General features: G+C 68.4%; 28 protein-coding genes. 10 read left to right on the forward strand and 18 right to left on the reverse strand.

The window, feature by feature from the left end; genetic code table 11:
• The first annotated feature begins 12 nt into the window (after positions 1 to 12).
• The 6 genes from J2848_RS09900 to J2848_RS09925 all read left to right on the forward strand — a co-directional run bounded on the left by J2848_RS09900 (position 13) and on the right by J2848_RS09925 (position 4,795).
• Complete coding sequence (locus J2848_RS09900) at positions 13 to 723, forward strand: hypothetical protein (RefSeq protein WP_149229199.1); 711 nt, start codon at positions 13 to 15, stop codon at positions 721 to 723.
• A gap of 182 nt (positions 724 to 905) precedes the next feature.
• Positions 906 to 1,823, forward strand: a complete 918-nt coding sequence (locus tag J2848_RS09905) for a sulfite exporter TauE/SafE family protein (RefSeq protein WP_149229198.1) — start codon at positions 906 to 908, stop codon at positions 1,821 to 1,823.
• Between the two features lie 11 nt (positions 1,824 to 1,834).
• Positions 1,835 to 2,590, forward strand: a complete 756-nt coding sequence (locus J2848_RS09910) for a TIGR02186 family protein (RefSeq protein WP_246193582.1) — start codon at positions 1,835 to 1,837, stop codon at positions 2,588 to 2,590.
• A gap of 18 nt (positions 2,591 to 2,608) precedes the next feature.
• On the forward strand, positions 2,609 to 3,118 hold the full coding sequence (locus tag J2848_RS09915) for a universal stress protein (RefSeq protein ID WP_149229196.1): 510 nt from the start codon (positions 2,609 to 2,611) through the stop codon (positions 3,116 to 3,118).
• Between the two features lie 183 nt (positions 3,119 to 3,301).
• The gene (locus J2848_RS09920) at positions 3,302 to 3,859 is read left to right on the forward strand and encodes a NifU family protein (RefSeq protein ID WP_149229195.1); all 558 of its coding nucleotides are present in this window, start codon (positions 3,302 to 3,304) and stop codon (positions 3,857 to 3,859) included.
• A 66-nt stretch (positions 3,860 to 3,925) separates the two neighbouring features.
• Positions 3,926 to 4,795 carry a DUF1848 domain-containing protein gene (locus J2848_RS09925; protein ID WP_149229194.1) on the forward strand — a complete coding sequence of 290 codons (870 nt, stop codon included), beginning with the start codon at positions 3,926 to 3,928 and terminating at the stop codon, positions 4,793 to 4,795.
• A gap of 1 nt (position 4,796) precedes the next feature.
• On the opposite strand, the gene J2848_RS09930 is transcribed toward J2848_RS09925, so the two are convergent.
• The 6 genes from J2848_RS09930 to J2848_RS09955 form a co-directional block, all read right to left on the reverse strand.
• The gene (locus J2848_RS09930; RefSeq protein WP_109048338.1) at positions 4,797 to 5,162 is read right to left on the reverse strand and encodes a response regulator; all 366 of its coding nucleotides are present in this window, start codon (positions 5,160 to 5,162) and stop codon (positions 4,797 to 4,799) included.
• A gap of 155 nt (positions 5,163 to 5,317) precedes the next feature.
• The gene (gene grpE / locus J2848_RS09935) at positions 5,318 to 5,929 is read right to left on the reverse strand and encodes a nucleotide exchange factor GrpE (RefSeq protein WP_149229193.1); all 612 of its coding nucleotides are present in this window, start codon (positions 5,927 to 5,929) and stop codon (positions 5,318 to 5,320) included.
• Positions 5,930 to 5,985: 56 nt separating this feature from the next.
• Positions 5,986 to 7,026, reverse strand: a complete 1,041-nt coding sequence (gene hrcA, locus J2848_RS09940) for a heat-inducible transcriptional repressor HrcA (protein ID WP_085090505.1) — start codon at positions 7,024 to 7,026, stop codon at positions 5,986 to 5,988.
• 154 nt (positions 7,027 to 7,180) lie between these two features.
• Positions 7,181 to 7,927: a creatininase family protein gene (locus tag J2848_RS09945; RefSeq protein WP_149229192.1), complete on the reverse strand. Its 747-nt coding sequence runs from the start codon at positions 7,925 to 7,927 to the stop codon at positions 7,181 to 7,183.
• Positions 7,928 to 8,027: 100 nt separating this feature from the next.
• On the reverse strand, positions 8,028 to 8,486 hold the full coding sequence (locus tag J2848_RS09950) for a DUF6691 family protein (RefSeq protein WP_149229191.1): 459 nt from the start codon (positions 8,484 to 8,486) through the stop codon (positions 8,028 to 8,030).
• 10 nt (positions 8,487 to 8,496) lie between these two features.
• Positions 8,497 to 8,901: a YeeE/YedE family protein gene (locus tag J2848_RS09955; RefSeq protein ID WP_149229190.1), complete on the reverse strand. Its 405-nt coding sequence runs from the start codon at positions 8,899 to 8,901 to the stop codon at positions 8,497 to 8,499.
• A 232-nt stretch (positions 8,902 to 9,133) separates the two neighbouring features.
• Here J2848_RS09955 and J2848_RS09960 point away from each other — a divergent pair, with 232 nt between their 5' ends.
• Entirely contained in the window at positions 9,134 to 10,666 is a 1,533-nt protein-coding gene (locus tag J2848_RS09960; protein WP_149229189.1) for a YifB family Mg chelatase-like AAA ATPase, read from the forward strand.
• 9 nt (positions 10,667 to 10,675) lie between these two features.
• Here the strand turns inward: J2848_RS09960 and J2848_RS09965 are convergent, their stop codons facing one another.
• Complete coding sequence (locus tag J2848_RS09965) at positions 10,676 to 12,217, reverse strand: alpha/beta fold hydrolase (RefSeq protein WP_246193580.1); 1,542 nt, start codon at positions 12,215 to 12,217, stop codon at positions 10,676 to 10,678.
• Positions 12,218 to 13,155: 938 nt separating this feature from the next.
• Between J2848_RS09965 and J2848_RS09970 the strand changes: the two genes are divergently transcribed.
• Entirely contained in the window at positions 13,156 to 13,530 is a 375-nt protein-coding gene (locus J2848_RS09970; RefSeq protein ID WP_149229188.1) for a MarR family winged helix-turn-helix transcriptional regulator, read from the forward strand.
• Between the two features lie 7 nt (positions 13,531 to 13,537).
• Here J2848_RS09970 and J2848_RS09975 read toward each other — a convergent pair whose 3' ends face one another.
• The 3 genes from J2848_RS09975 to J2848_RS09985 form a co-directional block, all read right to left on the reverse strand.
• Positions 13,538 to 14,224, reverse strand: coding sequence for a pyroglutamyl-peptidase I (locus J2848_RS09975; protein ID WP_149229187.1), 687 nt, complete (start codon positions 14,222 to 14,224; stop codon positions 13,538 to 13,540).
• 13 nt (positions 14,225 to 14,237) lie between these two features.
• The gene (trpS, locus tag J2848_RS09980; RefSeq protein WP_149229186.1) at positions 14,238 to 15,236 is read right to left on the reverse strand and encodes a tryptophan--tRNA ligase; all 999 of its coding nucleotides are present in this window, start codon (positions 15,234 to 15,236) and stop codon (positions 14,238 to 14,240) included.
• Positions 15,237 to 15,354: 118 nt separating this feature from the next.
• Positions 15,355 to 15,723 carry a cupin domain-containing protein gene (locus J2848_RS09985; protein WP_149229185.1) on the reverse strand — a complete coding sequence of 123 codons (369 nt, stop codon included), beginning with the start codon at positions 15,721 to 15,723 and terminating at the stop codon, positions 15,355 to 15,357.
• Between the two features lie 114 nt (positions 15,724 to 15,837).
• On the opposite strand from J2848_RS09985, the gene J2848_RS09990 reads away from it, so the two are divergent.
• The gene (locus J2848_RS09990) at positions 15,838 to 16,707 is read left to right on the forward strand and encodes a LysR family transcriptional regulator (protein WP_149229184.1); all 870 of its coding nucleotides are present in this window, start codon (positions 15,838 to 15,840) and stop codon (positions 16,705 to 16,707) included.
• A 40-nt stretch (positions 16,708 to 16,747) separates the two neighbouring features.
• Here the strand turns inward: J2848_RS09990 and gshB are convergent, their stop codons facing one another.
• From gshB to rsmI, 4 genes are read right to left on the reverse strand one after another with little or no spacing between them, the layout of a single operon-like run.
• Positions 16,748 to 17,695: a glutathione synthase gene (gene gshB, locus J2848_RS09995; RefSeq protein WP_149229183.1), complete on the reverse strand. Its 948-nt coding sequence runs from the start codon at positions 17,693 to 17,695 to the stop codon at positions 16,748 to 16,750.
• Positions 17,696 to 17,723: 28 nt separating this feature from the next.
• A complete protein-coding gene (locus J2848_RS10000; protein WP_149229182.1) occupies positions 17,724 to 18,566 on the reverse strand; it encodes a SirB1 family protein in 843 nt (280 codons plus the stop codon).
• Positions 18,567 to 18,604: 38 nt separating this feature from the next.
• Entirely contained in the window at positions 18,605 to 18,973 is a 369-nt protein-coding gene (locus J2848_RS10005) for a YraN family protein (RefSeq protein WP_149229181.1), read from the reverse strand.
• Positions 18,970 to 19,890 (reverse strand): 16S rRNA (cytidine(1402)-2'-O)-methyltransferase, encoded by a 921-nt coding sequence (gene rsmI, locus J2848_RS10010; RefSeq protein ID WP_246193578.1) that lies wholly within the window; start codon positions 19,888 to 19,890, stop codon positions 18,970 to 18,972. The genes J2848_RS10005 and rsmI overlap by 4 nt, the downstream gene beginning before the upstream one ends.
• Before the next feature lie 104 nt (positions 19,891 to 19,994).
• Between rsmI and J2848_RS10015 the strand changes: the two genes are divergently transcribed.
• Positions 19,995 to 21,152: a penicillin-binding protein activator gene (locus J2848_RS10015; protein WP_246193577.1), complete on the forward strand. Its 1,158-nt coding sequence runs from the start codon at positions 19,995 to 19,997 to the stop codon at positions 21,150 to 21,152.
• Between the two features lie 68 nt (positions 21,153 to 21,220).
• Here the strand turns inward: J2848_RS10015 and J2848_RS10020 are convergent, their stop codons facing one another.
• The 4 genes from J2848_RS10020 to J2848_RS10035 form a co-directional block, all read right to left on the reverse strand.
• Positions 21,221 to 21,910: an ABC transporter permease gene (locus J2848_RS10020; protein ID WP_109085124.1), complete on the reverse strand. Its 690-nt coding sequence runs from the start codon at positions 21,908 to 21,910 to the stop codon at positions 21,221 to 21,223.
• A gap of 4 nt (positions 21,911 to 21,914) precedes the next feature.
• Positions 21,915 to 22,619 (reverse strand): ABC transporter permease, encoded by a 705-nt coding sequence (locus J2848_RS10025; RefSeq protein ID WP_149229178.1) that lies wholly within the window; start codon positions 22,617 to 22,619, stop codon positions 21,915 to 21,917.
• 148 nt (positions 22,620 to 22,767) lie between these two features.
• Complete coding sequence (locus J2848_RS10030) at positions 22,768 to 23,622, reverse strand: lysine/arginine/ornithine ABC transporter substrate-binding protein (protein ID WP_246193576.1); 855 nt, start codon at positions 23,620 to 23,622, stop codon at positions 22,768 to 22,770.
• 86 nt (positions 23,623 to 23,708) lie between these two features.
• Positions 23,709 to 24,515 (reverse strand): ABC transporter ATP-binding protein, encoded by an 807-nt coding sequence (locus tag J2848_RS10035; RefSeq protein WP_149229176.1) that lies wholly within the window; start codon positions 24,513 to 24,515, stop codon positions 23,709 to 23,711.
• Positions 24,516 to 24,646: the final 131 nt, after the last annotated feature.

Here is a 24,646-nt window from a genome sequence, read left to right on the forward strand (position 1 = left end):
CGGAGCGAAGCCATGCCCCTCGACAGCCGAACCCTCCAGAACGACCATTTCCCCCTCTGGGCGGAAGAGCCGCCAGTCCCCTCCGAAGGCTCGCTAGTCCCCGGTTCGCAGTTCCATGAGGAACAATGGATCATGGCCGCCGGCATGCTGGCGCGCGGAACCAGCTTCCTTTATGTCGCCCGCACCATGGGATGCAGCCGCACCACGCTGTGGCGCGCCTATTACGGCTCCAAGGATTTCCGTCACAGGGTCTGGTGGGAACGGCAGGCGCTGAACCGCGAGGCCGAGTTGCGCCTGTCTTCGCTGCGCATCCTCGTGGCCGAGCAGATCGAGCGGCTAGTCTCCTCCGGCGATCCCGCCACCGTCCGCTGGCTGGCCGAACGCCTCGGCCTGTTCGCCGGCCTTGAGACCACGAGGGAGACTGCGAGGAATGCTCCACGGGACATCCCGGCCCCTGAGCCGCAACCAGCCCATCCCCAGCCGCCCCACCCTGAAGACCCTCCCGCCGTCACCGTGCCCGAACTCGACGACGACATCCCCGGTGCCCTGCGCGAGCGGACGCCGCCCAATCCGCGCGCCGTCGCCGCCATCCTCGCCCGGCCGGAAGCGGCGGGGCCGAAGGGCGTCTATCCCTATACCGTCAACCCCGACGATCCCTATCCCAACCTCGGCTCGGCGCTGGAACGCCAGGGCGGAAAGGCCGCCTTCTCCCGCCGTCTGTAGGATGGGCGGGATGGAACATCCGCCGGAAAGCGTTCCACGCTGTTCCACCCCTCTCAACCGCCCCCCTTTCACCGGATGCGATCCCCCCGAAGGCTGATGCTGCGGTCTTCCGCCACGGCACCGGCTCGGGTAAGCTGCCGGTCCCGCTGCCCATCCTGAACATCCCGACAGATCGCTCCTCCATGCAAGTCTACCTGCCGATTGCCGAGATGTCGGTCAACGCGCTGCTGGTGCTCGGCATGGGCTGGCTCGTCGGCTTCCTGTCGGGGATGTTCGGCGTCGGCGGCGGCTTCCTGATGACGCCGCTGCTGATCTTCATCGGCGTGCCCCCCGCCATCGCCGTCGGCACCCAGGCCAACCAGCTGGTCGCCGCCAGCGTGTCGGGCGTGCTGGCCCATTGGCGGCGCGGCAATGTCGACGTCAAGCTGGGCGTGGTGATGCTGGGCGGCGGCGTGCTCGGCACCGCGGTGGGGGTGTGGATCTTCGGCATCCTCCAGCGGCTGGGCCAGATCGACATCGCCATCACCCTGTCCTACGTCTTCTTCCTCGGCACCATCGGCGGCATGATGCTGGTGGAGAGCAGCCGCGCCATCCTGCGGCGCCGGGCGCCGACGGCCAAGCGCGGCAAGCTGCACCGCCACATCTGGCTGCACGGCCTGCCCTTCAAGATGCGGTTCCAGCGCTCGAAGCTCTACATCTCCGCCCTGCTGCCGGCGGGGATCGGTGTGGTCGGCGGCATGCTGGTGGCGATCATGGGCATCGGCGGCGGCTTCCTCCTGGTGCCGGCGATGATCTATCTGCTGAACATGCCGGCCGGTCTGGTCGCCGGCACCTCGCTGTTCCAGATCATCTTCACCACCGCCGCGGCCACCATGTTGCAGGCCGCCACCAACCAGACGGTGGACGCCATGCTGGCGCTTCTGCTGCTGATCGGCGGCGTGATCGGTGCCCAGTTCGGCACCAAGGCCGGCACCAGGCTGCGCGGCGAGACCGCCCGGCTGGCGCTTTCGCTGATCGTGGTGGGGGTGGCGCTGAAGCTGGCCTTCGACCTGTTCTCCCGCCCCGACGACCTCTACACCCTGACCATGGGGCTGCGGTGATGGCGGGGGTGATGAAACGCCGTCTGGTGCAGGCCGCCGCGGCGCTGGCCGGGCTGCTGCTGGGCGGCACGCTGGCGGCGACGGTGTGGGCGCAGCAGCTGGTCGCCGACCTGTCCAGCCACCTGATCGCCATCACCACCGGCTTCACCGGGACGGAGGTCGTGCTGTTCGGCACCACCGACGGGGCGGGCGACGTCGCCATCGTCGTCACCGGCCCGCGCGCCCCCGCCACCGTCCGGCGCAAGCAGCGGGTGGCCGGCATGTGGATGAACACCGACAGCCTGCGCTTCGATCAGGTGCCCAGCTTCTACACGGTGGCGGTCAGCCGTCCGCTCGACCAGCTGGTCGGCCGTCCGGTGCTGGAGCGCCACCAGCTTGGCCTGCCGCAGCTGCAACTGCCGGTCGACACCGCCCTGCCGCCGGAGGAGCTTGCCGCCTACCGCAGCGCGCTGATCCGCAACAAGCAGCGCCAGGGGCTCTACGCCATCTCGATGGGGCAGGTCGCCTTCCTGGGCGAACGGCTGTTCCGCACCAACATCTATTTCCCGGCCAATGTCCCGACCGGGCTGTACAATGTCGAGGCCCTGCTGATTCGTGACGGCGAGGTGGTCAGCGCCCAGACCACGCCGCTGGTGGTGTCCAAGATCGGGTTCAGCGCCGAAGTCTCCGACTTCGCCCGCAACCGCCCGGTCGTCTACGGGGTGGCCGCCGTCCTCGGCGCCATCGCGGCCGGCTGGGCGGCCGGCGCCGCATTCCGCCGGGTCTAAGCCGAGAGGGTTACAGAGATGACCGACACGACGCAGTCCACGAGTCCCGAGGCGCAAGCACCCAAGCCGGTGCGCATCTTCCTGGTGGTGGTCGACGACAGCCCGGAGCTGAAGGTGGCGCTCCGCTATGCCTGCCTGCGCGCCCGCAAGTCCGGCGGCAAGGTGGCGCTGCTGACCGTCCTGGAACAGGGCGAGATGCAGCATTGGCTGGCGGTGGAGAACCTGATCCGCGAGGAGCAGCGCGCCGAGGCGGAGCAGATGCTCCAGAAGCTGGCGCGCGAGGTCAACCAGCTGACCGGCACCCTGCCGGCGCTCTATGTCCGCGAGGGCAACCGCACCGAGGAGGTGCTGGCCCTGATCGGGGAGGAGCCGAGCATCTCCATCCTGGTGCTGGCCGCCGGTACCGACCCGGAGGGTCCCGGCCCGCTGATCTCCTATTATACCGGCCGCGGGCTGGGGCGGCTGCGCATCCCGCTGACCATCGTCCCCGGCGGCCTCAGCAACGATGCGCTGGACGCGATTACTTAAGCGGGGGGCACGCAGGTAAGGATAGGCGCCGGGAACAGGCCGCGCATGCCGGACACCGAATACCCACACAACCGGGGTCCTTGATCCGTCCGGCGTTTCGGCCCAGATTTCCCTCCAATCGTTCCGCGTCCCGATCCCGGGCGCGCCGGCGGTTCCATTCCGCCGCCGATGGAGGACCAGACCATGTTCATTCAGACCGAGCAGACGCCCAACCCGGCGACTCTCAAGTTCCTGCCGGGGCGTGACGTGCTCGGACGCGGCACCGCCGACTTCACCAGCCGCGAGGATGCCGCCCGTTCGCCGCTCGCCCAGCGCCTGTTCGAGATCGAGGGCGTCGTCGGCGTCTTCCTGGGCGCCGACTTCATCACCATCACCAAGACCGACGCGCGCGACTGGTTCCTGCTGAAGCCGTCCATCCTCGGCGTCATCATGGAGCATTTCACCGCCGACCGCCCGGTCCTGCTGGAGGATGGCGGCGACGGCCATGCCGCGGCGGCGAGCGCCGACGACGAGGAGATCGTCGAGCAGATCAAGGAGCTGCTGGATACCCGCGTCCGCCCGTCGGTCGCCCAGGATGGCGGCGACATCACCTTCCAGGGCTTCGAGCGCGGCGTCGTCTATCTGGCAATGAAGGGGGCCTGCTCCGGCTGCCCCAGCTCCACCGCCACGCTGAAGCACGGCATCGAGAACATGCTGCGCCACTACATTCCCGAAGTGGTCGAAGTCCGCGCGGTCCAGTGAGGCCTGCCATCCCGGTTATGCCGGTCCGCCCTTGATGCGGCGGGCCGGCATTCCCATGCTGGTTGCATGATCATCTCCGCCAGCTACAAGACCGACATTCCCGCCTTCTACGGGCGCTGGTTCCTGAACCGCCTCGACGCCGGTTACTGCCGGATGGTCAATCCTTACGGCGGCCAGACCTACCGCATCGACCTGACCCGGCCGGCGGTCGACGGCTTCATCTTCTGGACCAAGAATCTGGGACCCTTCCTGCCCGCGCTCGACAGCGTGGCGGAGCGGGGCTTTCCCTTCATCGTGCAGTACAGCGTCACCGGGTTGCCGACCGCGCTGGAACGCTCGGTCCCCGCCTGGGACACTGCGGTCGGCCATATGGCGCAGGTGCGCGAGCGCTGGGGTGCGCGGGCCGCGGTCTGGCGCTACGACCCCATCGCGCTGACCGACGCCACCTCGCCGGACCGGCACCGCCAGACCTTCGCCCGGATCGCCCGAGCCTTGCGCGGGGTGACCGACGAGGTGGCGGTGTCCTTCCTTCAGCCTTACCGCAAGACCGCCCGCAACCTCGCCGCCGCCGGCATCGGCTGGCGCGATCCGGAGCTGGAGGAGAAACGCGCTCTGCTGGCGGATCTGGCGGGGATCGCGGCGGGGGAGGGGATGGCGCTGACGCTCTGCACCCAGCCGGAGCTTTTGGATACGCCCGGCACGGCAGCGGCCCGCTGCGTCGATGCGGTCCGGCTGTCGGACGTCGCGGGGCATGCAATCGCGGCGCGGGAGAAAGGCAACCGGCCCGGCTGCCTGTGTGCGGAAAGCCGCGACATCGGCGACTATGACAGCTGTCCGCACGGATGCGTCTACTGCTATGCCGTCGCCGACCGCGGCACGGCGCAGCGGCGGTTCGCCGCGCATGAACCGGAGGGTGAGTTCCTGGTGGCGCGGTGAATTAAGGACAGACCTTTCTCACCGTCTCCACCAGCTTTTCCGGGTTGAACGGCTTCACCAGCCAGCCGGTGGCACCGGCTTCGCGGCCGGCGGACTTCTTGGCGGGGTCGGCTTCGGTGGTCAGCAGCAGGACCGGGGTGGCGCGGTTGGTGGCCGAGGCGCGGATGGCGCGGGTCAGCGCCAGCCCGTCCAGGCCCGGCATGTTCAGGTCGGTGATGATGCAGTCGAACTTGCGCTGGTTGACCAGGGCAAGACCGGCATTGCCGTCCGACGCCTCCGCCACCTCATAGCCGGCGCCTTTCAGCGTGAAGCCGACCATGTCGCGGATGGTCTTGGAATCGTCGACGGTCAGGACGCTTTTGGGCATGGAAGCGGCTCCGGTTGCTCGGCCGAAAAGATCGTCCGAAAGGCCTAGGCAATTTCCCACCGACCGTCAACCGTCGGAATTCCGTATTCGAAGAACACGAAGCCCCCGGCCCGGCGGCGAACCGCCGAACCGGGGGCTTTGCAGAAGCGGTATGGTTACGCCTTCGTATCGACGTGCTGGCCGCCGGCGTCACCGCCCTTGGCAACACCGACCATCGCCTCGCGCAGCAGGCGGCCGTGGATGGTGTAGCCGGGCTGGAGAACCTGCACGACGGTGCCGGCGGCCTTGCCGGTGTTCTCGATCTCGAACATCACCTGATGGAAGTTCGGGTCGAACGGCTCGCCGGCCGGGTCCAGCTTCTTGATGCCGGCGCGGTCGAAGGCGGCGAACAGCTGGCGTTCCGTCGCCTCGACGCCGACGGCGAGGCCCTTCAGCATCTCGTCCTGCTCGCGGCCCTCGGCCGGCACGGCGTCCAGCGCGCGGCGCAGGTTGTCGGCGACCGACACCAGCTCCTTGGCGAAGCTGGAGACGGCGAACTTGCTGGCGTCCTCGCGGTCGCGCTGGGCACGGCGTCGGGTGTTCTCCGTCTCCGCCATGGCACGCAGAAGCTGGTCCTTCAGGCTGGCGACCTCGGCCTCCAGCTTGGCGACGCGGTCCTCGGGAGAACCGGAGCCCGTCTGGCCGGCATCCGTCTGGCTGGCGGTGTCGGCGGTGGCCTCGGTCGGCTCCACCGTGGCGTCGGAGGGCTTGTTCTGCTCTTCGCTCATGGTTTTCTCAATTCTTGCTTCGTCAAAAGGCGGAGGGAGTGAGACGGGGACGGTGCTCAGCCGATCAGCCGGCTGACCACCTTGGCGGTGTAATCCACCAGCGGAATGATGCGGGCGTAATTGATGCGGGTCGGGCCGATGACGCCGATGGCGCCGATCACCTGTTCCCGGCTGTTCTGGAAGGGGGAGATGATCATCGAACAGCCGGAATGGCTGAACAGCACATTCTCGGCGCCGATGAAGATCTGCACGCCGTCGCCGCGTCCGGTGGCGTCCAGCATGCGCAGCATCGTCTCCTTGGTCTCCAGCGCCTCGAACAGGCCGCGCACCCGCTCCAGGTCGGACAGCGCGGTGACGTCCTCCAGCAGGCGGGACTGGCCGCGGACGATCAGCTGGCCGGCATTCGACCCGCCGCTGCCGGCCCAGGTGGCCAGACCGGCGGCGACCACCTTGCGCGACAGCTCGTCCAGCTGGGTCTTCTGCTGTTCGATCTCCTGCAGAACCTCCTGTCGCGCTTCGTCCAGCGTGCGGCCGGCGAGCTTGGCACTGAGGAAGTTCGACACGGTCTGCAAGGTCGAGGTCGGCACCCCCATCGGCACCTCGATCACCCGGTTCTCGACCAGCCCGTCCTCGTTCACCAGGACGACCAGGGCGCGGCCGGGGCCGAGCGACACGAACTCGATGTGCTTCAGCGGCCGGTCGGTCTTCGGCGCCACCACCAGGCCTGCACAGTGCGACAGGCCGGACAGCATGGTCGACGCCTCGCCCAGCACGTCGGCGAAAGCGCGGCCGGAGGCGGAGCATTTCGCTTCGATCGAGGCGCGTTCATCCTCGGTCAGCGACCCGATCTCCAGCAGGCCGTCGACGAACATGCGCAGGCCGGCGTCGGTCGGGATGCGGCCGGCGGAGGTGTGCGGGGCGTAGAGCAGCCCCTGCTCCTCCAGATCGGCCATTACGTTGCGGATGGTCGCGGGCGACAGGGCCATGCCAAGCCGCCGCGAGATGGTGCGCGAGCCGACCGGTTCGCCCGACGCCACATAGGCGTCGACGATCAGCCGGAAGATTTCGCGCGATCGCTGGTTCAGCTCGTTGATCATGGACTAGGGCGGTCGTGCTCTGTTCGGGCCGGTCGGTTGCGGGACGCTGGTCCCGTCAACCGGTCCGAATTTAGGCAGGTCCGACCGCCGAATCAACGTGCGGGGCGAAGAAGCCCCACCGTCATGCAGGCGGCATGCAGGCGTGTGGCCGCCCTTACTGTTCCGCCAGGAAGGCGCGGTACTGGGTGGCGATGGCGCCGACCGCCGCCTCGTACAGGCGCTGGCCGTGCTCGGGACGGGCAAGGCCGGGGGCGGAGCCGATGCGGCCGTCCGGGTAGCGGCGGCGGAAGTCGCGGGCATCGTGGAACCCGCCGGCCGGCGCCTGTTCCGGCTCCATCGCCGCGGTCTTGATCGAGTCGGGGTAGGCGTACTGGGTGACCGACACCTCGCTGGGCGTGGCGTGCGAGCCTTCCTTGCCCTGGTACAGTTCGCGTGACAGCCGGCCGACCTCGCCATTCTCCCACCAATTGACCAGGGCGCAGCGCAGGTCCGGCGCGTCACGGCCGCGCAGCGCCCGGTTCTCGGCATAGATCTCGTAGAAGGCGGCGCGAACCGTGGCGATGTTGCCGCCATGGCCGTTGACGAAGAAGAAGCGCTCGAACCCGTGTTCGGCCAGAGAGCCGACATAGTCGCGCAGCAGGGCGATCAGCGTCGACGGCTTCAGAGTCATCGAGCCGGGGAACTCCATATGATGGACGGCCATGCCGACCGGAATCGTCGGGCCGACCAGCGCGCCGGTGGCGTCGCCGACGCCCTTGGCGATGAATTCGGCGCAGATGGCGTCGGTGCCGACCAGCCCGTTCGGCCCATGCTGCTCGGTCGAGCCGATCGGCATGATGATGCCCTTGGAGGTCTTCAGATAGGCCTCGACCTCGCTCCAGGTGCTGAGATGCAGTTGCACGCTAGCCTCTTCTCGCCGGGGTGATTGGTTTCACCAACATAGTCCGGCGGATTTTCCCCACCAACCCCGTCCGGCGTGGCGGGAGCCATGCGACGGACGCTTATGCGGCCCGGCGCGGCGCGGTCCGCGACCGCTGCAGCACAGGCAGCAGGACATCGGCGAGCCAGCCGCCGGCGAGCAGGGAGGCGACGAACAGCAGCGCCGACAGGCCGTCGTTGCCCAGCAGCACCAGGGCCGGGCCGGGGCAGATCCCCGCAAGCCCCCAGCCCAGCCCGAACAGGGCCGCCCCGCCGACCAGACGGGCGTCGATCAACCGGCGGTCGGGCAGGGCGATGGGGTCGCCCAGCAGCGCGACCGGCTTGCGGCGGGCGATGGCGAAGGCCGGAGCGGCGACGGCGATGGCGCCGATCATGACGAAGGCCAGGCTGGGATCCCAGCTGCCGGCCCAGATGGTGGCGACATCGAGAAAGCCGAGAACCCGTGCCGGATCGGTCATCCCGGCGACGATCAGCCCAAGCCCGAAGACGAAGCCGAACAGGCCGGCGGTGAGGCTGCGCATGGCCGCTCTCCTACAGATGGCGGGTGACGAAGACCGTCGCCGCGGCGACCGCCATGAAGACCAGCGTGGCGACCAGCGATCGCGGCGACAGGTTGGCCAGACCACAGACGCCATGCCCGCTGGTGCAGCCCGACCCGATCCGGGTGCCGATGCCGACGATCAGCCCGGCGGCGATCAGCATCGGCACCGGCAGCAGCGCGAAGGCCGGCGTCGGTTCGATCCCCGACAGGCGGGCGGCCAGACCGGCGGCCAGCAGACCGGCGACGAACGCCCATTGCCAGGGGGCCACCCCCGGACGCACCGCACGCGCCAGGATGCCGCTGATGCCGGCGATCCTCCCATTCACCAGCAGCATTCCCGCCGCCGCCGCGCCAATCAGCGCGCCACCGGCCAAAGCCTCGATCGGACCCGCCATCGCACCCTCTCATCTCGAGTCCGGGCAGTTGCAGCCGCCTCACATGGTCATGACATCCATTCTCACATATATTTTCTCTAATATAAAGCCTCTTAATGATCCGGCGGCTACCGACCACCATACAGCCATGGAGAGTTTCCGGCGCGGGGATCATCGCCGAACGGGATTGACCGTTCCTGTCCGCTCCCGTCATACATTTGCAGTCGGAGACGTTATTCAACGAGGGTCTGCCTTGGTCGCCCGCATCAACACCGTCGCGTTCCAGGGCATCGAGGTGCTGGGGATCGACGTCCAGGTCCAGATGTCCGGCGGAATCGTCGCCTTCACCGTCGTCGGCCTGCCCGACAAGGCGGTGGGCGAAAGCCGGGAACGGGTGCGCGCCGCCCTGCATGCGCTGGGGCTGGCGCTGCCGGCCAAGCGCATCACCGTCAATCTCGCCCCCGCCGACGTGCTGAAGGAGGGCAGCCACTTCGATCTTCCCATCGCGCTCGGCCTGCTGACGGTGATGGGCGTGCTGCCGGATGCGGAGATCGCCCGCTATGTGGCGCTGGGCGAGCTGGCGCTGGATGGCGCACTGACCCCGGTGGCCGGCGTGCTGCCCGCCGCCATCGATGCGCTGGCCAATGACCGCGGGCTGATCTGTCCGGCGGCCTGCGGCGGGGAGGCGGCATGGGCCGGCCCCGACCTGGACGTGCTGGCCCCGGCCAACCTGCTGGCCCTCATCAACCACTTCAAAGGCACCCAGGTGCTGACCCCGCCCAAGCCGCGGATGCAGGAACAGGAGGCACCGCCGCCCGACCTGCGCGACGTGAAGGGCAACGAGACCGCCAAGCGCGCGCTGGAGGTCGCCGCCGCCGGGTCGCACAACCTGCTGATGATGGGTCCGCCCGGGTCCGGCAAGTCGATGCTGGCCGCCCGTCTGCCCGGCCTGTTGCCGCCCCTCGACCCGGCGGAGGCGCTGGAGGTGTCGATGATCCACAGCGTCGGCGGGTTGCTGGAGGACGGGCGGCTGCTGCGCCAGCGCCCTTACCGCGCGCCGCACCAGTCCGCCAGCCTGCCGGCGCTGGTCGGCGGCGGCACCCGGGCCAAACCGGGGGAGATCTCCCTGGCGCACCAGGGGGTTCTGTTCCTCGACGAGCTGCCGGAGTTCCCCCGCGCCTTGCTGGAGGCATTGCGCCAGCCGCTGGAAACCGGCAAGGCGGTGGTCAGCCGCGCCAACCACCATGTGACCTATCCGGCCCGCGTCCAGCTGGTGGCGGCGATGAACCCCTGCCGCTGCGGCCATCTCGACGACGCCTCGCTCGCCTGCGCCCGCGCGCCGAAATGTGCCGCCGACTATCAGTCGAAGATCAGCGGACCGCTGTTCGACCGCATCGACCTCCACATCGACGTGCCGGCGGTCAGCCCCGCCGACCTCAGCCTGCCGCCGCCGGCGGAGGGCAGCGCCGACATCGCCGCCCGCGTCGCCGTTGCCCGCGCCATCCAGGCGGAACGCTATGGCGGCTTCGGTCCTTACCCGGCCGGCCGGGCGGTGCGGACGAATGCCGAGGCTGACGGCGAACTGCTGGAAAAGGTCGCCTCCCCCGACGGCCCCGGCCGTGCCCTGCTGACCGAAGCGGCGGAGCGGCTGAAGCTGTCCGCCCGCGGCTATCATCGGGTGATGCGGGTGGGACGGACGCTGGCCGACCTCGACGGGGCCGAGGGGGTCAGGCGTCGCCACATCGCCGAAGCACTGAGCTACCGACGGATCGCGCCGGGCCGGTGAGGGAGCCTGTTAAGGCCCCTCGAACACCGGCGGCTTGGCCGCTCCCGGACAGGCGGTCGCCGGCAGCGTTTCCTGCTCCACGAAGCCGACCGCAGCGGCCATGGCGCAATCCTCGCTGGAGGTCACGATGTGGCTGGCGGCGCGGAAGACCAGATGCCGGCTCTTTGGCAGGGTGGCGGCGGCGCGGTCGCCCCAGTCCGGCGGGGTGACCGGGTCGTAGGCGCCGGACAGCAGCAGAACCGGCACTGGGCTGGCGACCGGCAGGCGTTCGGCCAACTCCTGGTGGCCGGCAGGCCAGAGACGGCAGACGCGCTGGCCGGGGTCGTCGGCGGCGACCAGCCCGTAGGGGGTATAGCGGCGGGCGCCATCGGCACGCTTCACCGGGTCGGCGGTGGTCACCGACTCGCGGCATTCGACGGAGAAGGCCAGCCCGTCGGCGACCTCCGGATCGCCCAGCCAGTTGGTCGGTGCCCATTCGGCCAGCGTGGCGTATTGGCCGCGGACGGCGCGGTCGATCATGATCGGCAGGGCCGGCACCGCCTCGCTGACCGCCATCGCCTCCAGCCCGGCGGCGATGGCCGCCCCGCCGGTCAGCCGCAGGACGCGGTGCGTCTCGTGGTCGCCGACGACGATCTCGACCGGGTTGCGGTCCAGCCGCTCGACCAGGGCGAGGAAACGCTTCTCCAGATCGGGAAAGGCGGAGCGGCAGATCCGGTTGGCGGCACAGTCGTCGAACAGCCGGCGGTAGGCGCGCTGGGCCAGCCAGGCCATCTCCTCCTGCGCGTTGACGTCGGGCGGATAGACGCTGTCGAAGACGGCGGTGCGGACGCGGCCGCCCTGCCGCCGCAGGATCTCCAGCCCGACCCGGGTGCCGTAGGACACCGCGAACAGGTTCACGCGCTGGGCACCCAGCGCGGTGACGATGTCCAGCGCATCCTCGGCGGCGACGGGGGTGGAGAATTGTGTGGTATCCAGCCCGGCCGCCTGCAGCCGCGTGGAGCAGGCGCTGACAGCGGCCCGTTCCGCCGCCGCCCGCTGCTCGCGCGTCAGCGGCCGGGTGCCGCGGGTGGAACCGACGGCGTCCAGCTCCGGGCAATCGGTGTCGGGTTCGGCCCGGCCGACGCCGCGCGGGTCGAACAGGATCAGGTTGCGGGTGCGGCGGAAGGGGGCCGACAGCTCCCACCACACTTCCATCCGCTCTTCCGTCGCCTCGCCGCTGCCGAAGGGGGAGGCGCCGGGGCCGCCCTCCAGGAACAGCACGGGATCGGGGGCCGGCTGGCGCGCGGTGCTGAGCAGCACGGCGACCGGCAGGCGCAGGCCGCGGCTGTTGGGACGGTCGCGCCGCTCCGGCACCGCCACCGTTCCGCACAAAGCCGCTTCGCCATCCGGCACGGTGAACCAGCAGGGGCCGGGGGTGAAGCGCGCCTCCGCCGCTGCCGGCAGAGGCCACAAGGCACCCGCCAACATCGCTGCCCCCACGGCTGCCGCCACCAGCAGAATACGGGCGGAGCGCACCGCTGTCGGCCATGCGGGAGAGGGGAGGATGGACACGGACGGACGACCCGAACTGATGGATAGGAAACAGATGAGCGGAGTACTGCGGACGGCTTTTGCCGCCGGCTTTGTGTTTGACCGACCGGTCTCCGCTTGTCCAGAGGTGCCCGGCTCCATCCTCTCCGATGGCGAAACTGCTGAAAAGCGATGCCGATCTGCAACAGGCGTGCGGCGAAGGTAACGCCTGTTACGGACGAACGGCCTTCCCTGGACGAACTGGTTGACGGAACACATCCGTGGGCGGAATTATTTCGCCACTGGAGGCCCGACCGTCGGAGCCTCTTCTCTATGGGAGCAGATCATGCCGACCTTGTGGACGGCGTTGCGGAGCCGCTGGCTCGATTCCGGAGCATCCTCCGGACCGGGCCGACTGTGCGACCACCTGCGGCGCGATATCGGATTGACGGATGGAGAGGCTGGGGACGGCGAAGAGCCTCCACTCGGCAGTCGCCTTCCGCCTTTTCACATCCGCGATCGGAACCTATCGGACGCGCGGACATTTTTGACCTTGCAACCGTATCGCTGACCGGCGATACCGGATCCGTCGGCCTCTCACGCCGGCATCACTCAACCTCTGGAGAGTTTCGATGAAAGCCATCGTAGCCACTGCCTGGACTCGCCGATCGGGCGATCCGGCCACCAACGCCGCCCATATGGCCGTCACCCACGCCCAACCGGCCCTGCTTTGTCCCGCAGCCTTCGAACGTGAATTCCGGATATCGAGAGGATCCCATGTGTGTCTTTCTGGGTTTTTGCGGTCACCGTCTCTTCGTTGAACACGCCCGCTGGGCATCGCCGGCCGGGTCCTTCGACCTGAGGCGTGAAAACGGGGAAGTCATCCTATGGCTTGGACGCCTGAACATCATCTACACACCGGCCCGTTGGGGACCACCCTCCCGCGCTGCATAGCGCGCGGCGCCGCGGAGACCTGCTGAATGCCGGCCCGCGTTCGTCATGACGAGGTCCTTACCGTCGTCCAGGTGCTTGAGGCGTTCCGCAAGCTCGACCCCGACCTGCCCATCCAGTATGCGCTGAGTTTCATGACCATCGCGCAGAGCGAAGGCATCTCCATCGGCGAACTGGCGGAACGCCTGGGCATCGCCCAATCCTCCGCGTCGCGCAACGTCGCGGCGCTCAGCCGCTGGCACAGCTTCGGCAAGGCCGGACTCGATCTGGTGCAGGCGCAGGAAGACCCGCGTGAACGCCGCCGCAAGATCGTCACCCTGACCGACAAGGGCCGTGAGTTCCTGGACGCACTGCGCGCCATCGTGAGCCCGCCCGAGCAGCGCCGTCCCGCCAGGACGGCCTGATCCCTTTTCAGGCGATCCCGTCCAGCGCCCGGCGCAGCATTCCCACCAGCGTGCGCACCGCCAGCTCCTGCCGCTCCAGGCTCAGGCCGCCAAAGCGGCGCAACTGGCCAGCCCGTTCGGGCAGCGGCGGCAGGTGGAAGAAGCCGTAAGGCACGTCCAGCCCGGCGCTTTCGATGATGTGGCGCGCCCGGTAGAATAGATGGTTGCCGAGGAAGCCGCCTGAGAAGTCGCCGAAGGTCACCGGCAGCCCGGCCATCGATAGTTCCCGCATCACCCGCGGCACCGGCAGGGTGCTGCCATAGGCAGTCGGCCCGTCCGGCACGATGTCCATGCCGATGCGCACCGTCCCGGCGGCATCGGCCAGCGGACTTTCGTCGCGGTTCCAGGCCAGCCGTTCCAGCCGGATGTAATCGCTGGATTCCAGATAGGCGAAGCCGAGCGCCGCCAGCGGCCGGTATTCCGCCAGCAGCCCGGCGAAAGCCTCGCCGCAGGCGTCGTACAGAGGGGCCAGGGTGGCGGTGACGACCCCCGGTTCCCCCGCCAGCCGGTCCATCAGCAGGGCGGTCGGATCGGCCGTCCATGGATGATCGGCAGAAGGATGATCGACAGGGGGATGGTCTGACGCGGAGGCCGGCTCGCCGTCCGGGGGGAGCCCGAACGGCGCGAAGCCGGTGATCAGGATGGGGGCCGTCACGGGCAAGGCATCCTTACGGTCGCAGCAGGCCGATGATGTCCTTCACGTCGTTCAGGTTCTTTTCCGCAATGGCTGCGGCACGCTCGCCGCCCTTCTTCAGCAGCCGGTCGATCTCCGCCTTGTCGGCCAGCAGCTCCTTCATGCGGGTGGTGATCGGCGCCAGCTTGTCCACCGACAGGTCGACCAGCGACTTCTTGAAGTCGGAGAACTGGGAGCCGGCGAACTGCGCCAGTACCTGCTCGCGCGACTGGCCGGCCAGCGCACCATAGATGGTGACGAGGTTGTCGGCTTCCGGACGGGCCTCCAGCTCGGTCACGGTTTCCGGCAGGGGTTCCGGGTCGGTCTTGGCCTTGCGGATCTTCTGGGCGATGGTGTCGGCATCGTCGGTCATGTTGATACGCGAGTATTCGGACTCGTCCGACTTCGACATCTTCTTCTTGCCGTCGCGCAGGCTCATCACCCGCGTCGCCTCGCCCAGGATCTGCGGCTCGGGCAGCGGGAAGAACTCGGTCTCATAGCGGCGGTTGAAGGCACCGGCGATGTCGCGCGCCAGTTCCAGATGCTGCTTCTGGTCCTCGCCCACCGGCACATGGGTGGCCTTGTAGAGCAGGATGTCGGCGGCCATCAGCGTCGGGTAGGCATAGAGGCCGAGGTTGGCCATGTCCTTCTGCTTGCCGGCCTTTTCCTTGAACTGGGTCATGCGGTTCAGCCAGCCCAGCGGCGTGTGGCAGGACAGGATCCAGCCCAGCTCGGCATGGCCCGGCACGACCGACTGGTTGAACAGGATGTTCTTGTCCGGGTCGATGCCGGCGGCGATGTAGGCCGCGGCGACCTCGCGGATGTTGTTGCGCAGGACCTCCGGGTCCTGGTCGATGGTCAGCGCGTGCAGGTCGACGACGCAGAAGATGCACTCGTAGCTGTTCTGCAGTTCCACCCAGTTGCGCAGCGCCCCCAGATAGTTGCCGAGGTGAAGCTGCCGGGTCGGCTGCATGCCGGAGAAAATGCGGTTCACGGGTGGTCTCGCTCGAAAACTCTGGGAGGCGGCAGTTATCGCCCCCCGAAGTCCGCCGGTCAAGGCGCGGCGCATGCCGGCCTGAGGGCCTGCGACCGTTCGACCGGGGCCATTCCCGTCAGGCCAGCTGTTGCTCGATCGACCGGGTCATCGGGGTCTCGACATCGCCGGTGTGCTTCGTCGTGACCGTTTCGATCAGCAGGATGCAGCATTCCTCGTCGGCGACCGGATTGTGCATCACGCCTCGGGGAACGATGCAGAACTCGCCGGGCGACAGCGTGGTTTCGCTGCCATCCTCGAACTGGATGCGCAAGCGGCCGCGGATGACCTGGAACAGTTCGTCCTCGTCGTCATGCTTGTGCCAGACGAACTGGCCGAGAAGCTTGGCGACCTTCACATACTGGTCGTTTACACGGCCCACCACCTTGGGTGACCAATGTTCGGTGATGCCTGCCAGGGCTGCCTCGATGTTGATGGACGGACTCATGCGCGTTCTCCCTTCGCTTAGGCCCGATGGGGCTGCGGCGGCAGGATCGCGCACACCTTTCCAACCTGAAAACTAATTCTAGTGAAGCAATTCATTAGCATTCATAATGCACCGATGGCCCGCAACCTTGACGTCGCGCTTCTGCGCAGCTTCGCTGTCGCCGCCGATCTGCGCAGCATGACGGCGGCAAGCCAGGCATTGAACCTGACGCAAGGGGCGGTCAGTCAGCAAATCGCGCGGCTGGAAGCGCTCACCGGCGGATCGCTGTTCATTCGCGACCGTCGCAACCTTCGTCTGACGCCGTCCGGAGAGCGGCTGTTGGCCAAGGTCCGGCAGCTGTTGTCGTTGAACGACGAAATCTGGGCCGGCATCAACGGCGGCATCCTGGACGGGCCGGTACGGATCGGCGCGCCCTATGACCTGATCGGACCGTGCATTTCCCCGGTGCTGAAGGGCTTTGCCGAGGCCTTTCCACAGGTGGAGCTGTCGCTGGTCTGCGGATCGTCGCCGGAACTGGCCGAGCGGCTCGCCGGCGGTGAACTTGACCTTGCGGTGGTTGAGGAGCCGGTGGCGACGGCACGGGGTGAGCATCTGATGGCCGACCGCTTGGTCTGGGTCGGTGCCAGGGGCGGCACAGCCCATGCGAAGCTGCCGCTGCCGCTGTCACTGGTGGTGGACAGTTGCATCTTCAAGCCGGTGGTGACGGCGGCTCTGCAACGGCAAGGCCGGAATTGGCGGACCGTGTTCGAGAATGGCGGTCTCGATGCCACCTTCGCCACCGTGCGGATGGATCTTGCGGTGTCGGCCTGGCTGGCCTTTACCGTGCCCGCCGACCTTGAAATCCTGCCGACGGATTGCGGCTTGCCCGAGTTGCCATCCTTAGCCGTCACGCTGCATCTGCCGGATCGGCCACCCACGCCGGCAGCGGCCGAACTGGCACATCATGTCCGCGACGCCTTTGCCCGGCAGCGTCTGGCCGCCTGAAGGCGGCCTGTCCCTGGGGCCGTGTCGCGGCACAATATCCTTACTTCCCCGCGCGACGCCGTTCGATGGCATCCCACAGCAGGGCTTCCAGCTGCACGCCGTTCAGGCGGTTGATCTCCTGGATGCCGGTAGGGGAGGTGACGTTGATCTCGGTCATGTAGTCGCCGATGACGTCGATGCCGACGAAGACCAGACCCTTCTCGCGCAGGACCGGGCCGATGGCGGCGCACATCTCGCGCTCGCGCGCGGTCAGTTCGGTCTTCTTGGCGCTGCCGCCGGCATGGAAATTGGCGCGGGCCTCGCCCTCCAGCGGCATGCGGCTGACCGCACCCACCGGCTCGCCGTCGACCAGGATGATGCGCTTGTCGCCCTGGCGGATCTCCGGCAGGTACTTCTGCACGATCACCGGTTCGCGGTAGAGCTGGGTGAACAGCTCCAGCAGGGAGCCGAGATTCTCGTCGTCCGGCTTCAGATGGAAGACGCCGGCGCCGCCGTTGCCGAACAGCGGCTTGACGATGATGTCCTTGTGCTCCGCCCGGAAATCCAGGATGGCCTGCTTGTCGCTGGTGATCAGCGTCGGCGGCATCAGGTCGGGGAATTTGGTGATGAACAGCTTTTCGGGCGCGTTGCGCACCTCGGCCGGGTCGTTCACCACCAGCACCTTGGGCTGCACATGCTCCAGCAGGTGGGTGGAGGTGATGTAGGCCATGTCGAAGGGCGGGTCCTGCCGCAGCAGGATGACGTCCATGGTCGACAGGTCGGTCAGCACCGGCTCGCCCAGCGTGTAGTGGGCGCCGCGCTGGCGCACCACCGTCATCTCGCGCACGCGCGCGGTCAGGCGGTTGCCGGTCAGGATCAGGTCGCGCGGGTGGTAGTGGTACAGGCGATGGCCGCGCTTCTGCGCCTCCAGCGCCATCATGAAGCTGGAGTCGGTGTCGATGTTGATCGACTCGATGGGGTCCATCTGGAAGGCGACGGCGAGGCTCATGGCGGGTCTCCGGACCTCTGCAACAGGGTCAGTTCAGGCGGTTCTTCAACTGCTGGATCAGCGAGGCGGTCTGGTGCCGGTGATGGTCGTCGCCGGTCAGCGCCATGAAGGTCTCCAGCGCGGTGATGGCATCTTTCAGGTTGCCGGCATGGGCCTCCAGAAGGCCGGTCTCGCGCCACAGTGCCGGCTCGTGCGGGGCGAACAGCCGCATCGCCTCCAGCACCTCCAGCGCCTTCGGCACCTCGTGCGCCGACAGGTGGCGCAGCTTGATGTTGTTCTGCAGCCGCAACAGCACGTCGCGGTTCGACACCGGCTGGTAATGGCCGGGCTCCAGCTCGGCGGCGCTGCCGGCGGTGGCCTTCAGCAGGTCGCGCAGGTCGACGACGCTGCGGGTCTGCCCCTCGTTGAAGGGGTCGAGGATGGCGCGGGCGCCGTCCTTCTCGATGCGGACCAGGAAATGGCCGGGAAAGTTCAGCCCGACCATTGGCCAGCCCTGCGAGCGGGCGGCATGCATATAAAGAATGCCGAGCGCCACCGGCAGCCCGCGCCGGCGGTCGATCACCCGCAACAGGTTGGCGTTCTGCAAGTCGTCGTAGGTGTCGTGGTCGCCGGAATAGCCGTGGCGTTCGCCGATCACCGCATGCAGATGGGCGATGCGCACCTCCAGGCTGTCCGCTGCCGGGTCCTGCCCTGCGACGCGGGCGGCCATATCCTCGACGATGGCGCGGATATGGGCGCGGTAGGGGGCAAGGTCCGCGTTCGGCAGCTCCAGCGCGCCCAGCGCCAGGGCGGCTTCGGCCAGATCGATCTCGTCGTCCGGCTGGTCGCCGATGCGGCGCAGGATTTCGCGGGCTTCCGCGCGGTTGCTCAAGACTGTCGCCCTCTCATAACGGCCCTCACGCTCTCCCCTTATGCCCTCCAGGCATCGACCAGATGACGGGGCCAGGCCCAAGGGGTAACCAGCATCACGTCGAAGCGCAAGACATAGCCGGCATAGCGCGGGTTGGCGCCCAGGAAGGCATGGGCGGCGCGGGCCAGCCGGCCGCGCTGGCGGGCGTTCAGTGCCTCGTTGGCGGTGTCCCAGTCGCCGCGCGCCTTCACCTCGACGATGGCGATGGTTTTGCCGCGCTTCGCCACGATGTCGATCTCGCCCATCGGTGTGCGCAGGCGGCTGGCCAGGATGCGGTAACCGCGCAGCCGCAGCGACAGGCGGCACAGCGCCTCCGCCCGGCGGCCCAGGTTTTCGGCACGCAGGCGCCGCGCATCCAGGTCGGTCATTTCGCTTTTCCCTCCCGCGCCAGTTCCAGGGCGCGGGCATAGACGGTACGCTTGTGCTGGCCGGTGCGGGCGGCGACGTCGGCGGCGGCGTCGCGCACCGACAGGCGGATCAGCGCCTCGCGCAGCAGGGCGTCGACGTCGGCCTCGCCCGGCGTCGCCTCCTCGCCCGGCGGGCCGATGACCAGCACGACCTCGCCGCGCGGCGGACCTGCCTCGGCATAATGGGCGGCCAGCTCGGGCAGGGTGCCGCGCCGCACCTCCTCGTACAGCTTGGTCAGCTCGCGGGCGACGGCGGCCTCGCGCGGACCCAGGATGTCGGCGAGGTCGGCCAGCGACTCCGGCAGGCGCTGCGGCGATTCGAAGAAGACCAGCGTGGCCGGCACGCCCTTCAGTTCGCCGGCGGTGGCGCGCCGCGCGCTGCTCCTGTTGGGCAGGAAGCCCGCGAACAGGAAGCGGTCGGTCGGCAGGCCGGACAGCACCAGCGCCACCAGCGGGGCGGAGGCGCCGGGCAGGGTGGTGACCGCCACCCCCTCCGCCACGCATTCCCGCACCAGCTTGTAGCCGGGGTCGGAGACCAGCGGCGTGCCGGCGTCGGTCACCAGCGCGATAGCCTCGCCCTTTTTCATGCGGCCGATCAGGACCGGACGCATCTTTGCGGCGTTGTGTTCGTGGTAGGAGACGAAGGGGGTGTGGATGCCGTGGATGCCCATCAGCTTGGCGGTGACGCGCGTGTCCTCGCAGGCGATGGCGTCGGCCCGCTTCAGCGTGTCGAGCGCCCGCAGCGTGATGTCGGCGGCGTTTCCGATGGGGGTAGCGACGATATGGAGTCCGCCCGCGAGTTTACTTGGCGCGGCGAGGGGGCTACCTTGAGCGCCACTTTGGTCTGGGCCGTTGGGGTCCGGGCCGTTGGGGTCCATGCCTTGGGTTTCGCCTTCGGTATCGGCGGCCGTTTCAGCAGATGTGGAGACGATTGGTGGCACGCTTGGCAACAGCTTTCTCACAGGGTCTGAAACGTCACGGCGTGGCAGCCTTGCTGGTCGCCGGCCTGTTGTCGGCCTGTTCGACTGTAAGCGCGCCGCCACGGGTGGCACAAGCGCCGCAACCGGCCCCGGCCCCGGTGGCTCCCCTGCCGGAAGCGCAGGGCCCGATCAAGGTCGCCGTCCTGGTGCCACTCAGCGGTCAGAGCGCCGCCATCGGGCAGGCCATGCTGGACTCGGCGCAGATGGCACTGTTCGACATGGCCGGCGACCAGCTGCAACTGCTGCCGCGCGACACCAAGGGCACGCCGAGCGGTGCGGCCGACGCGGCGCGTCAGGCGCTGGCCGAGGGCGCCCGGCTGATCATCGGCCCGCTGTTCGCCGTCGACGTCGCCGCGGTGCGGCCGATCGCCCAGAATGCCGGCGTCGACGTGCTGGCCTTCACCAACGACGCCACCCAGGCCGGCAACGGCACCTATGTGCTGGGCTTCGTCCCGGCCGATCAGGTCAACCGCGTCGCCGGCTATGCCCGCTCGCGCGGAGCGACGCGCTTCACCGTGCTGGCGCCGCGTTCACCCTATGGCGATGCGGTGGTGAACGCCATGCAGCAGATCGCACCAAAGCTGGGCGCCATGACCACGCAGGTCGAACGCTATGACCCGGCGGTCACCGACCTGTCGATCCCGGCCAAGCAGGTGGCGCAGGAAACCCCGCAGCCGCAGGCGGTGATGCTGGCCGAAGGCGGGCAGCGCGCCCAGGGCATCGCCCAGGCGCTGGCCGCCAACGGCGTGCAGCCGCAGCAGGTCAAGCTGCTGGGCACCGGCCTGTGGGATGACACCTCGCAAGGGGCACTGGGGCAGGAGCCGGCGCTGGTCGGCGCGCTCTATGCCGCACCGGCGCCGCAGACCCGCGCCCGCTTCGAGTCGCAGTTCGAGCAGGTCTATGGCCGCAAGCCGCCGCGCATCGCCACGCTGGCCTATGACGCGACGTCCATTGCCGCGGTGCTGACCCGCACCGGCGGTCCGGTTCCCTTCGACCGCATGGCGATGACCAACCCGAACGGCTTCGAAGGGCTGGACGGCCTGTTCCGCCTGCGCACCGACGGCTTGGTCGAACGCGGTCTGGCGGTGATGGAGATCACCCCGACCGGATCGCGCGTGGTCGACCCGGCGCCGCCGTCCTTCGAGATGCTGGGGCAGTGACGGATAAGAAAAAGGCCCTCTCCTGAACCGGGAGAGGGCCTTTTCACTGATATCCTTACTTACGTCACTTACGCCCGCGCCCGCAGGTAGGGGGTCAGGCGCCATTCGGCGAACTTGATCAGGCGGGTGGCGATGAAGTTCAGCACCAGATAGATCGCGCCGGCGACGATGAACAGCTCGAAGACCGCGAAGGTCTGGGCGATCATCCGCCGGGCGATGCCGGTGACCTCCATCAGCGTGATGGTGCTGGCGAGCGAGGTCGCCTTGACCATCAGGATCACCTCGTTGCCGTAGGCCGGCAGCATCTGGCGGATCGCCACCGGCAGGACGATGCGACGGAAGGCGAGCGCTCGCGACATGCCGCAGGCCCGCGCCGCTTCCACCTGTCCTGAGGGAACCGACAGGATGGCGCCGCGCAGCACCTCGCTGGTGTAGGCGCCGGTGTTCAGCGTCAGCGCCAGGATGGCGCACCAGTAGGGCTCGCGCAGGAAGGGCCAGAGGATGCTGTCGCGGATGAACTCGAACTGGCCGAGCCCGTAATAGACCAGGAAGATCTGCACCAGCAGCGGCGTGCCGCGGAAGACGAAGACATAGGCCGCGGCCAGCGTCTCCACCACCCGGTTGCCCGACAGCCGCAGCAACGCCACGGCGAAGGCGACCAGCGCGCCCAGCGCCAGCGAGCCGACGATCAGCTGCAGCGTCAGCGACAGCCCGCCGAGCATGCGGGGCAGGCTGTCCCACATCAGTTGCCAGTTCATGGCCTCAGGCCCTCCGGACGCCGCGATTGGCGGAGATTTCGGCGCGGTTGAACAGCGCCGTCGAAACGGTGGTCAGCATCAGGTACAGCAAGGCGGCGGTCCCGTAGAACAGGAAGGGCTGGCGCGTGGCACCGGCCGCCAGATGGGTGATGCGCATCAGCTCGGCCAGCGCCGTCACCGACACCAGCGCCGTGTCCTTCAGCGTCAGCTGCCAGACATTGCCGAGGCCGGGCAGGGCGAAGCGCAGGGTCTGCGGCACCAGAACCCGGCGCAGGATCAGCCAGCGGCTCATCCCGCAGGCGCGTGCCGCCTCGATCTGGCCGAAGGGGACCGACTGCACGGCGCCGCGGATCACCTCGGTCGAATAGGCGCCGGAGATCAGCCCGACCGCCAGCACGCCGATGGTGAAGGCGTTCAGGTCGACCCGTCCGTCATAGCCGAAGGCGGCGGCGATGGAGGTGGCGACCCCGCTGCCGCCGAAGAACAGCAGGTAGATCACCAGCAGTTCGGGGATGCCGCGGACGATCGTGGTGTAGACATCGGCCACGACGTTCAGCGCCAGCGAATGGCTGAGCTTGGCCGAGGCGCCGAGCGATCCGACGAGGATGCCGAAGGCGAAGGCCGACACGGCGACCGCGACCGTCATCGCGGTGCCCATCAGAAGCTGTCCGCCCCAGCCGTTGGGACCGAAGGAAAGGAGTTCCAGCATTGGCACGCCCGGTAAGGCCCGCCGGGCGCGGCGCGGAGCGCCGGCCGGACGGGGGTCAGCGAACGGAGGTTACTGAACGACTGGCGCCCGGTCGCCGTGAAGGCCGCCGGGCGCCGTACCGATCAGACAGTCGGACCTGGGGTCCGCCTTACTTGGTGGGCGAGATGTCGTAGCCGAAATGCTGGGTGCTCAGCTTCTTGACGGTGCCGTCCTTCAGCGCCTCGGCGATCGCCTTGTCGAACATCGCCTTCAGGTCGGCGGTGTCCTTGCGCAGGCCGACACCCATGCCTTCGCCGATCACGCCGCCGATGAAGTTCGGGCCGACGATGACCATCTTGCCCGGCGTGGCCTTCACCACCGCCTCGACGACCGAGCGGTCGCCCAGCATGGCGTCGACGCGGCCGGAACCCAGATCGATGCCGGCATTGTCGATCTTGTCGTAGGTGCGCATGGTCACCTTCGGCAGATGCTTGTCCATGAAGTCGGCCTGGATGGTCGACACCTGGACGCCGACGGACTTGCCCTTCAGCGCCTCGGCCAGCTTGTCCAGGACCGGCTTGGCCTTGCCCTGGTCGTTCAGGTCGACGCGGTCGGCGCCGAGGTTCAGCGCCTTGGCCAGCGGCGAGCCGGTAACGACGGCGAAGACCGACGGCTCGGTGCCGTAGGGGACCGAGAAGTCGATGACCTTCTTGCGCTCGTCGGTGATGGTCATCGCCGACATGATGGCGTCATACTTGCCCTGCTGCAGGGCCGGGATGATGCCGTCCCAATCCTGGGCGACGAACTCGCAGGTGACCTTCATGCGCTTGCACAGGTCGTTGCCGAGGTCGACTTCGAAGCCGGTCAGCTTGCCCGAGGTGTCGGTGGCGTTCCACGGAGGATAGGCGCCCTCGCTGGCGATGCGGACCGTCTTCCATTCCTTCGCACCGGCGGCGCCGGCAGCGGCGACGGCCATCATGGCGCCGAGCGCCAGGGCCGAAACGATCTTCTTCAAGGAACACACTCCTCTGTTCGGTTCGCCCGTTCTTTGGCCCCTGTTGGGAGCCGGGCTGTTTCTGACGGTCCGGTCCTGCCCTCTGCCTCGTCCCCTCACGCCGCGCCGGACAGATGGCGCGAGAGGAACTGCCGCACCCGGTCCGAGTCGGGGTTGGTCAGCACCTTGTCGGGTGACCCCTCCTCCTCGATCCGCCCCTGGTGCAGGAATACCACCTTGGACGCCACTTCGCGGGCGAAGCCCATCTCGTGCGTCACCAGGATCATCGTGTTGCCTTCGTCCGCCAGCTGGCGGATGACGCGCAGAACCTCGCCGACCAGCTCGGGGTCGAGTGCCGAGGTCGGCTCGTCGAACAGCATCACCTTCGGCTGCATGGCGAGTGCCCGCGCGATGGCCGCGCGCTGCTGCTGCCCGCCGGACAGCTGCACCGGATAGCTGTCGGCCTTCGCCAGGATGCCGACCTTGTCCAGCAGCATGCGGGCGCGGTCGACGGCCTCCGCCTTCGGCACGCCCAGCACATGGACCGGCGCCTCGATCACGTTCTGCAGGATGGTCATGTGGGTCCAGAGGTTGAAGCTCTGGAACACCATGCCGAGCCGGGTGCGCATGCGCTCCACCTGCCGGGCATCGGCGGGGACGCTGGCGCCGCCGCGCGTCTTCTTCAGCGAGATCGCCTCGCCGCCGATCACCACGCGGCCGTCGTCCGGGATCTCCAGCATGTTGATGCAGCGGAGCAGCGTGCTCTTGCCCGAGCCGGACGAGCCGATCAGCGTGATCACGTCGCCTTCGCGGGCGGTCAGGGACACGCCCTTCAGAACCTCCAGCTCGCCGAACCGCTTGTGCAAATCCTCCACGACGACGGCGGCGGGGGCGGACTCGCTGACGGGCGGATGGCGATGCATGCGGGGGAACCAACTGGCTTGTTGGGATTGGTCATGGTCTGACCATTGCGGCATAGGCTAGACCGGGGCGCAGGGGTTCCGCAACGCGGATTTCACACAGTGCGCACGTTGTGTCGCTTGTGTCGGAAAAT

The organism is Azospirillum lipoferum (genome assembly GCF_024170005.1).
Lineage (GTDB): Bacteria > Pseudomonadota > Alphaproteobacteria > Azospirillales > Azospirillaceae > Azospirillum > Azospirillum lipoferum.

What these genes read in the sequence shown, in the direction of transcription:
- J2848_RS09900 (WP_149229199.1), top strand. Translation starts at nt 13, where the DNA reads ATGCCCCTCGACAGCCGAACCCTCCAGAACGACCATTTCCCCCTCTGG.
- J2848_RS09905 (WP_149229198.1), top strand. Translation starts at nt 906, where the DNA reads ATGCAAGTCTACCTGCCGATTGCCGAGATGTCGGTCAACGCGCTGCTG.
- J2848_RS09910 (WP_246193582.1), top strand. Translation starts at nt 1,835, where the DNA reads ATGAAACGCCGTCTGGTGCAGGCCGCCGCGGCGCTGGCCGGGCTGCTG.
- J2848_RS09915 (WP_149229196.1), top strand. Translation starts at nt 2,609, where the DNA reads ATGACCGACACGACGCAGTCCACGAGTCCCGAGGCGCAAGCACCCAAG.
- J2848_RS09920 (WP_149229195.1), top strand. Translation starts at nt 3,302, where the DNA reads ATGTTCATTCAGACCGAGCAGACGCCCAACCCGGCGACTCTCAAGTTC.
- J2848_RS09925 (WP_149229194.1), top strand. Translation starts at nt 3,926, where the DNA reads ATGATCATCTCCGCCAGCTACAAGACCGACATTCCCGCCTTCTACGGG.
- J2848_RS09930 (WP_109048338.1), bottom strand. Translation starts at nt 5,162, where the DNA reads ATGCCCAAAAGCGTCCTGACCGTCGACGATTCCAAGACCATCCGCGAC.
- grpE (WP_149229193.1), bottom strand. Translation starts at nt 5,929, where the DNA reads ATGAGCGAAGAGCAGAACAAGCCCTCCGACGCCACGGTGGAGCCGACC.
- hrcA (WP_085090505.1), bottom strand. Translation starts at nt 7,026, where the DNA reads ATGATCAACGAGCTGAACCAGCGATCGCGCGAAATCTTCCGGCTGATC.
- J2848_RS09950 (WP_149229191.1), bottom strand. Translation starts at nt 8,486, where the DNA reads ATGCGCAGCCTCACCGCCGGCCTGTTCGGCTTCGTCTTCGGGCTTGGG.
- J2848_RS09955 (WP_149229190.1), bottom strand. Translation starts at nt 8,901, where the DNA reads ATGGCGGGTCCGATCGAGGCTTTGGCCGGTGGCGCGCTGATTGGCGCG.
- J2848_RS09970 (WP_149229188.1), top strand. Translation starts at nt 13,156, where the DNA reads ATGCCGGCCCGCGTTCGTCATGACGAGGTCCTTACCGTCGTCCAGGTG.
- J2848_RS09985 (WP_149229185.1), bottom strand. Translation starts at nt 15,723, where the DNA reads ATGAGTCCGTCCATCAACATCGAGGCAGCCCTGGCAGGCATCACCGAA.
- J2848_RS09990 (WP_149229184.1), top strand. Translation starts at nt 15,838, where the DNA reads ATGGCCCGCAACCTTGACGTCGCGCTTCTGCGCAGCTTCGCTGTCGCC.
- gshB (WP_149229183.1), bottom strand. Translation starts at nt 17,695, where the DNA reads ATGAGCCTCGCCGTCGCCTTCCAGATGGACCCCATCGAGTCGATCAAC.
- J2848_RS10005 (WP_149229181.1), bottom strand. Translation starts at nt 18,973, where the DNA reads ATGACCGACCTGGATGCGCGGCGCCTGCGTGCCGAAAACCTGGGCCGC.
- rsmI (WP_246193578.1), bottom strand. Translation starts at nt 19,890, where the DNA reads ATGGACCCCAACGGCCCGGACCCCAACGGCCCAGACCAAAGTGGCGCT.
- J2848_RS10020 (WP_109085124.1), bottom strand. Translation starts at nt 21,910, where the DNA reads ATGAACTGGCAACTGATGTGGGACAGCCTGCCCCGCATGCTCGGCGGG.
- J2848_RS10025 (WP_149229178.1), bottom strand. Translation starts at nt 22,619, where the DNA reads ATGCTGGAACTCCTTTCCTTCGGTCCCAACGGCTGGGGCGGACAGCTT.
- J2848_RS10035 (WP_149229176.1), bottom strand. Translation starts at nt 24,515, where the DNA reads ATGCATCGCCATCCGCCCGTCAGCGAGTCCGCCCCCGCCGCCGTCGTC.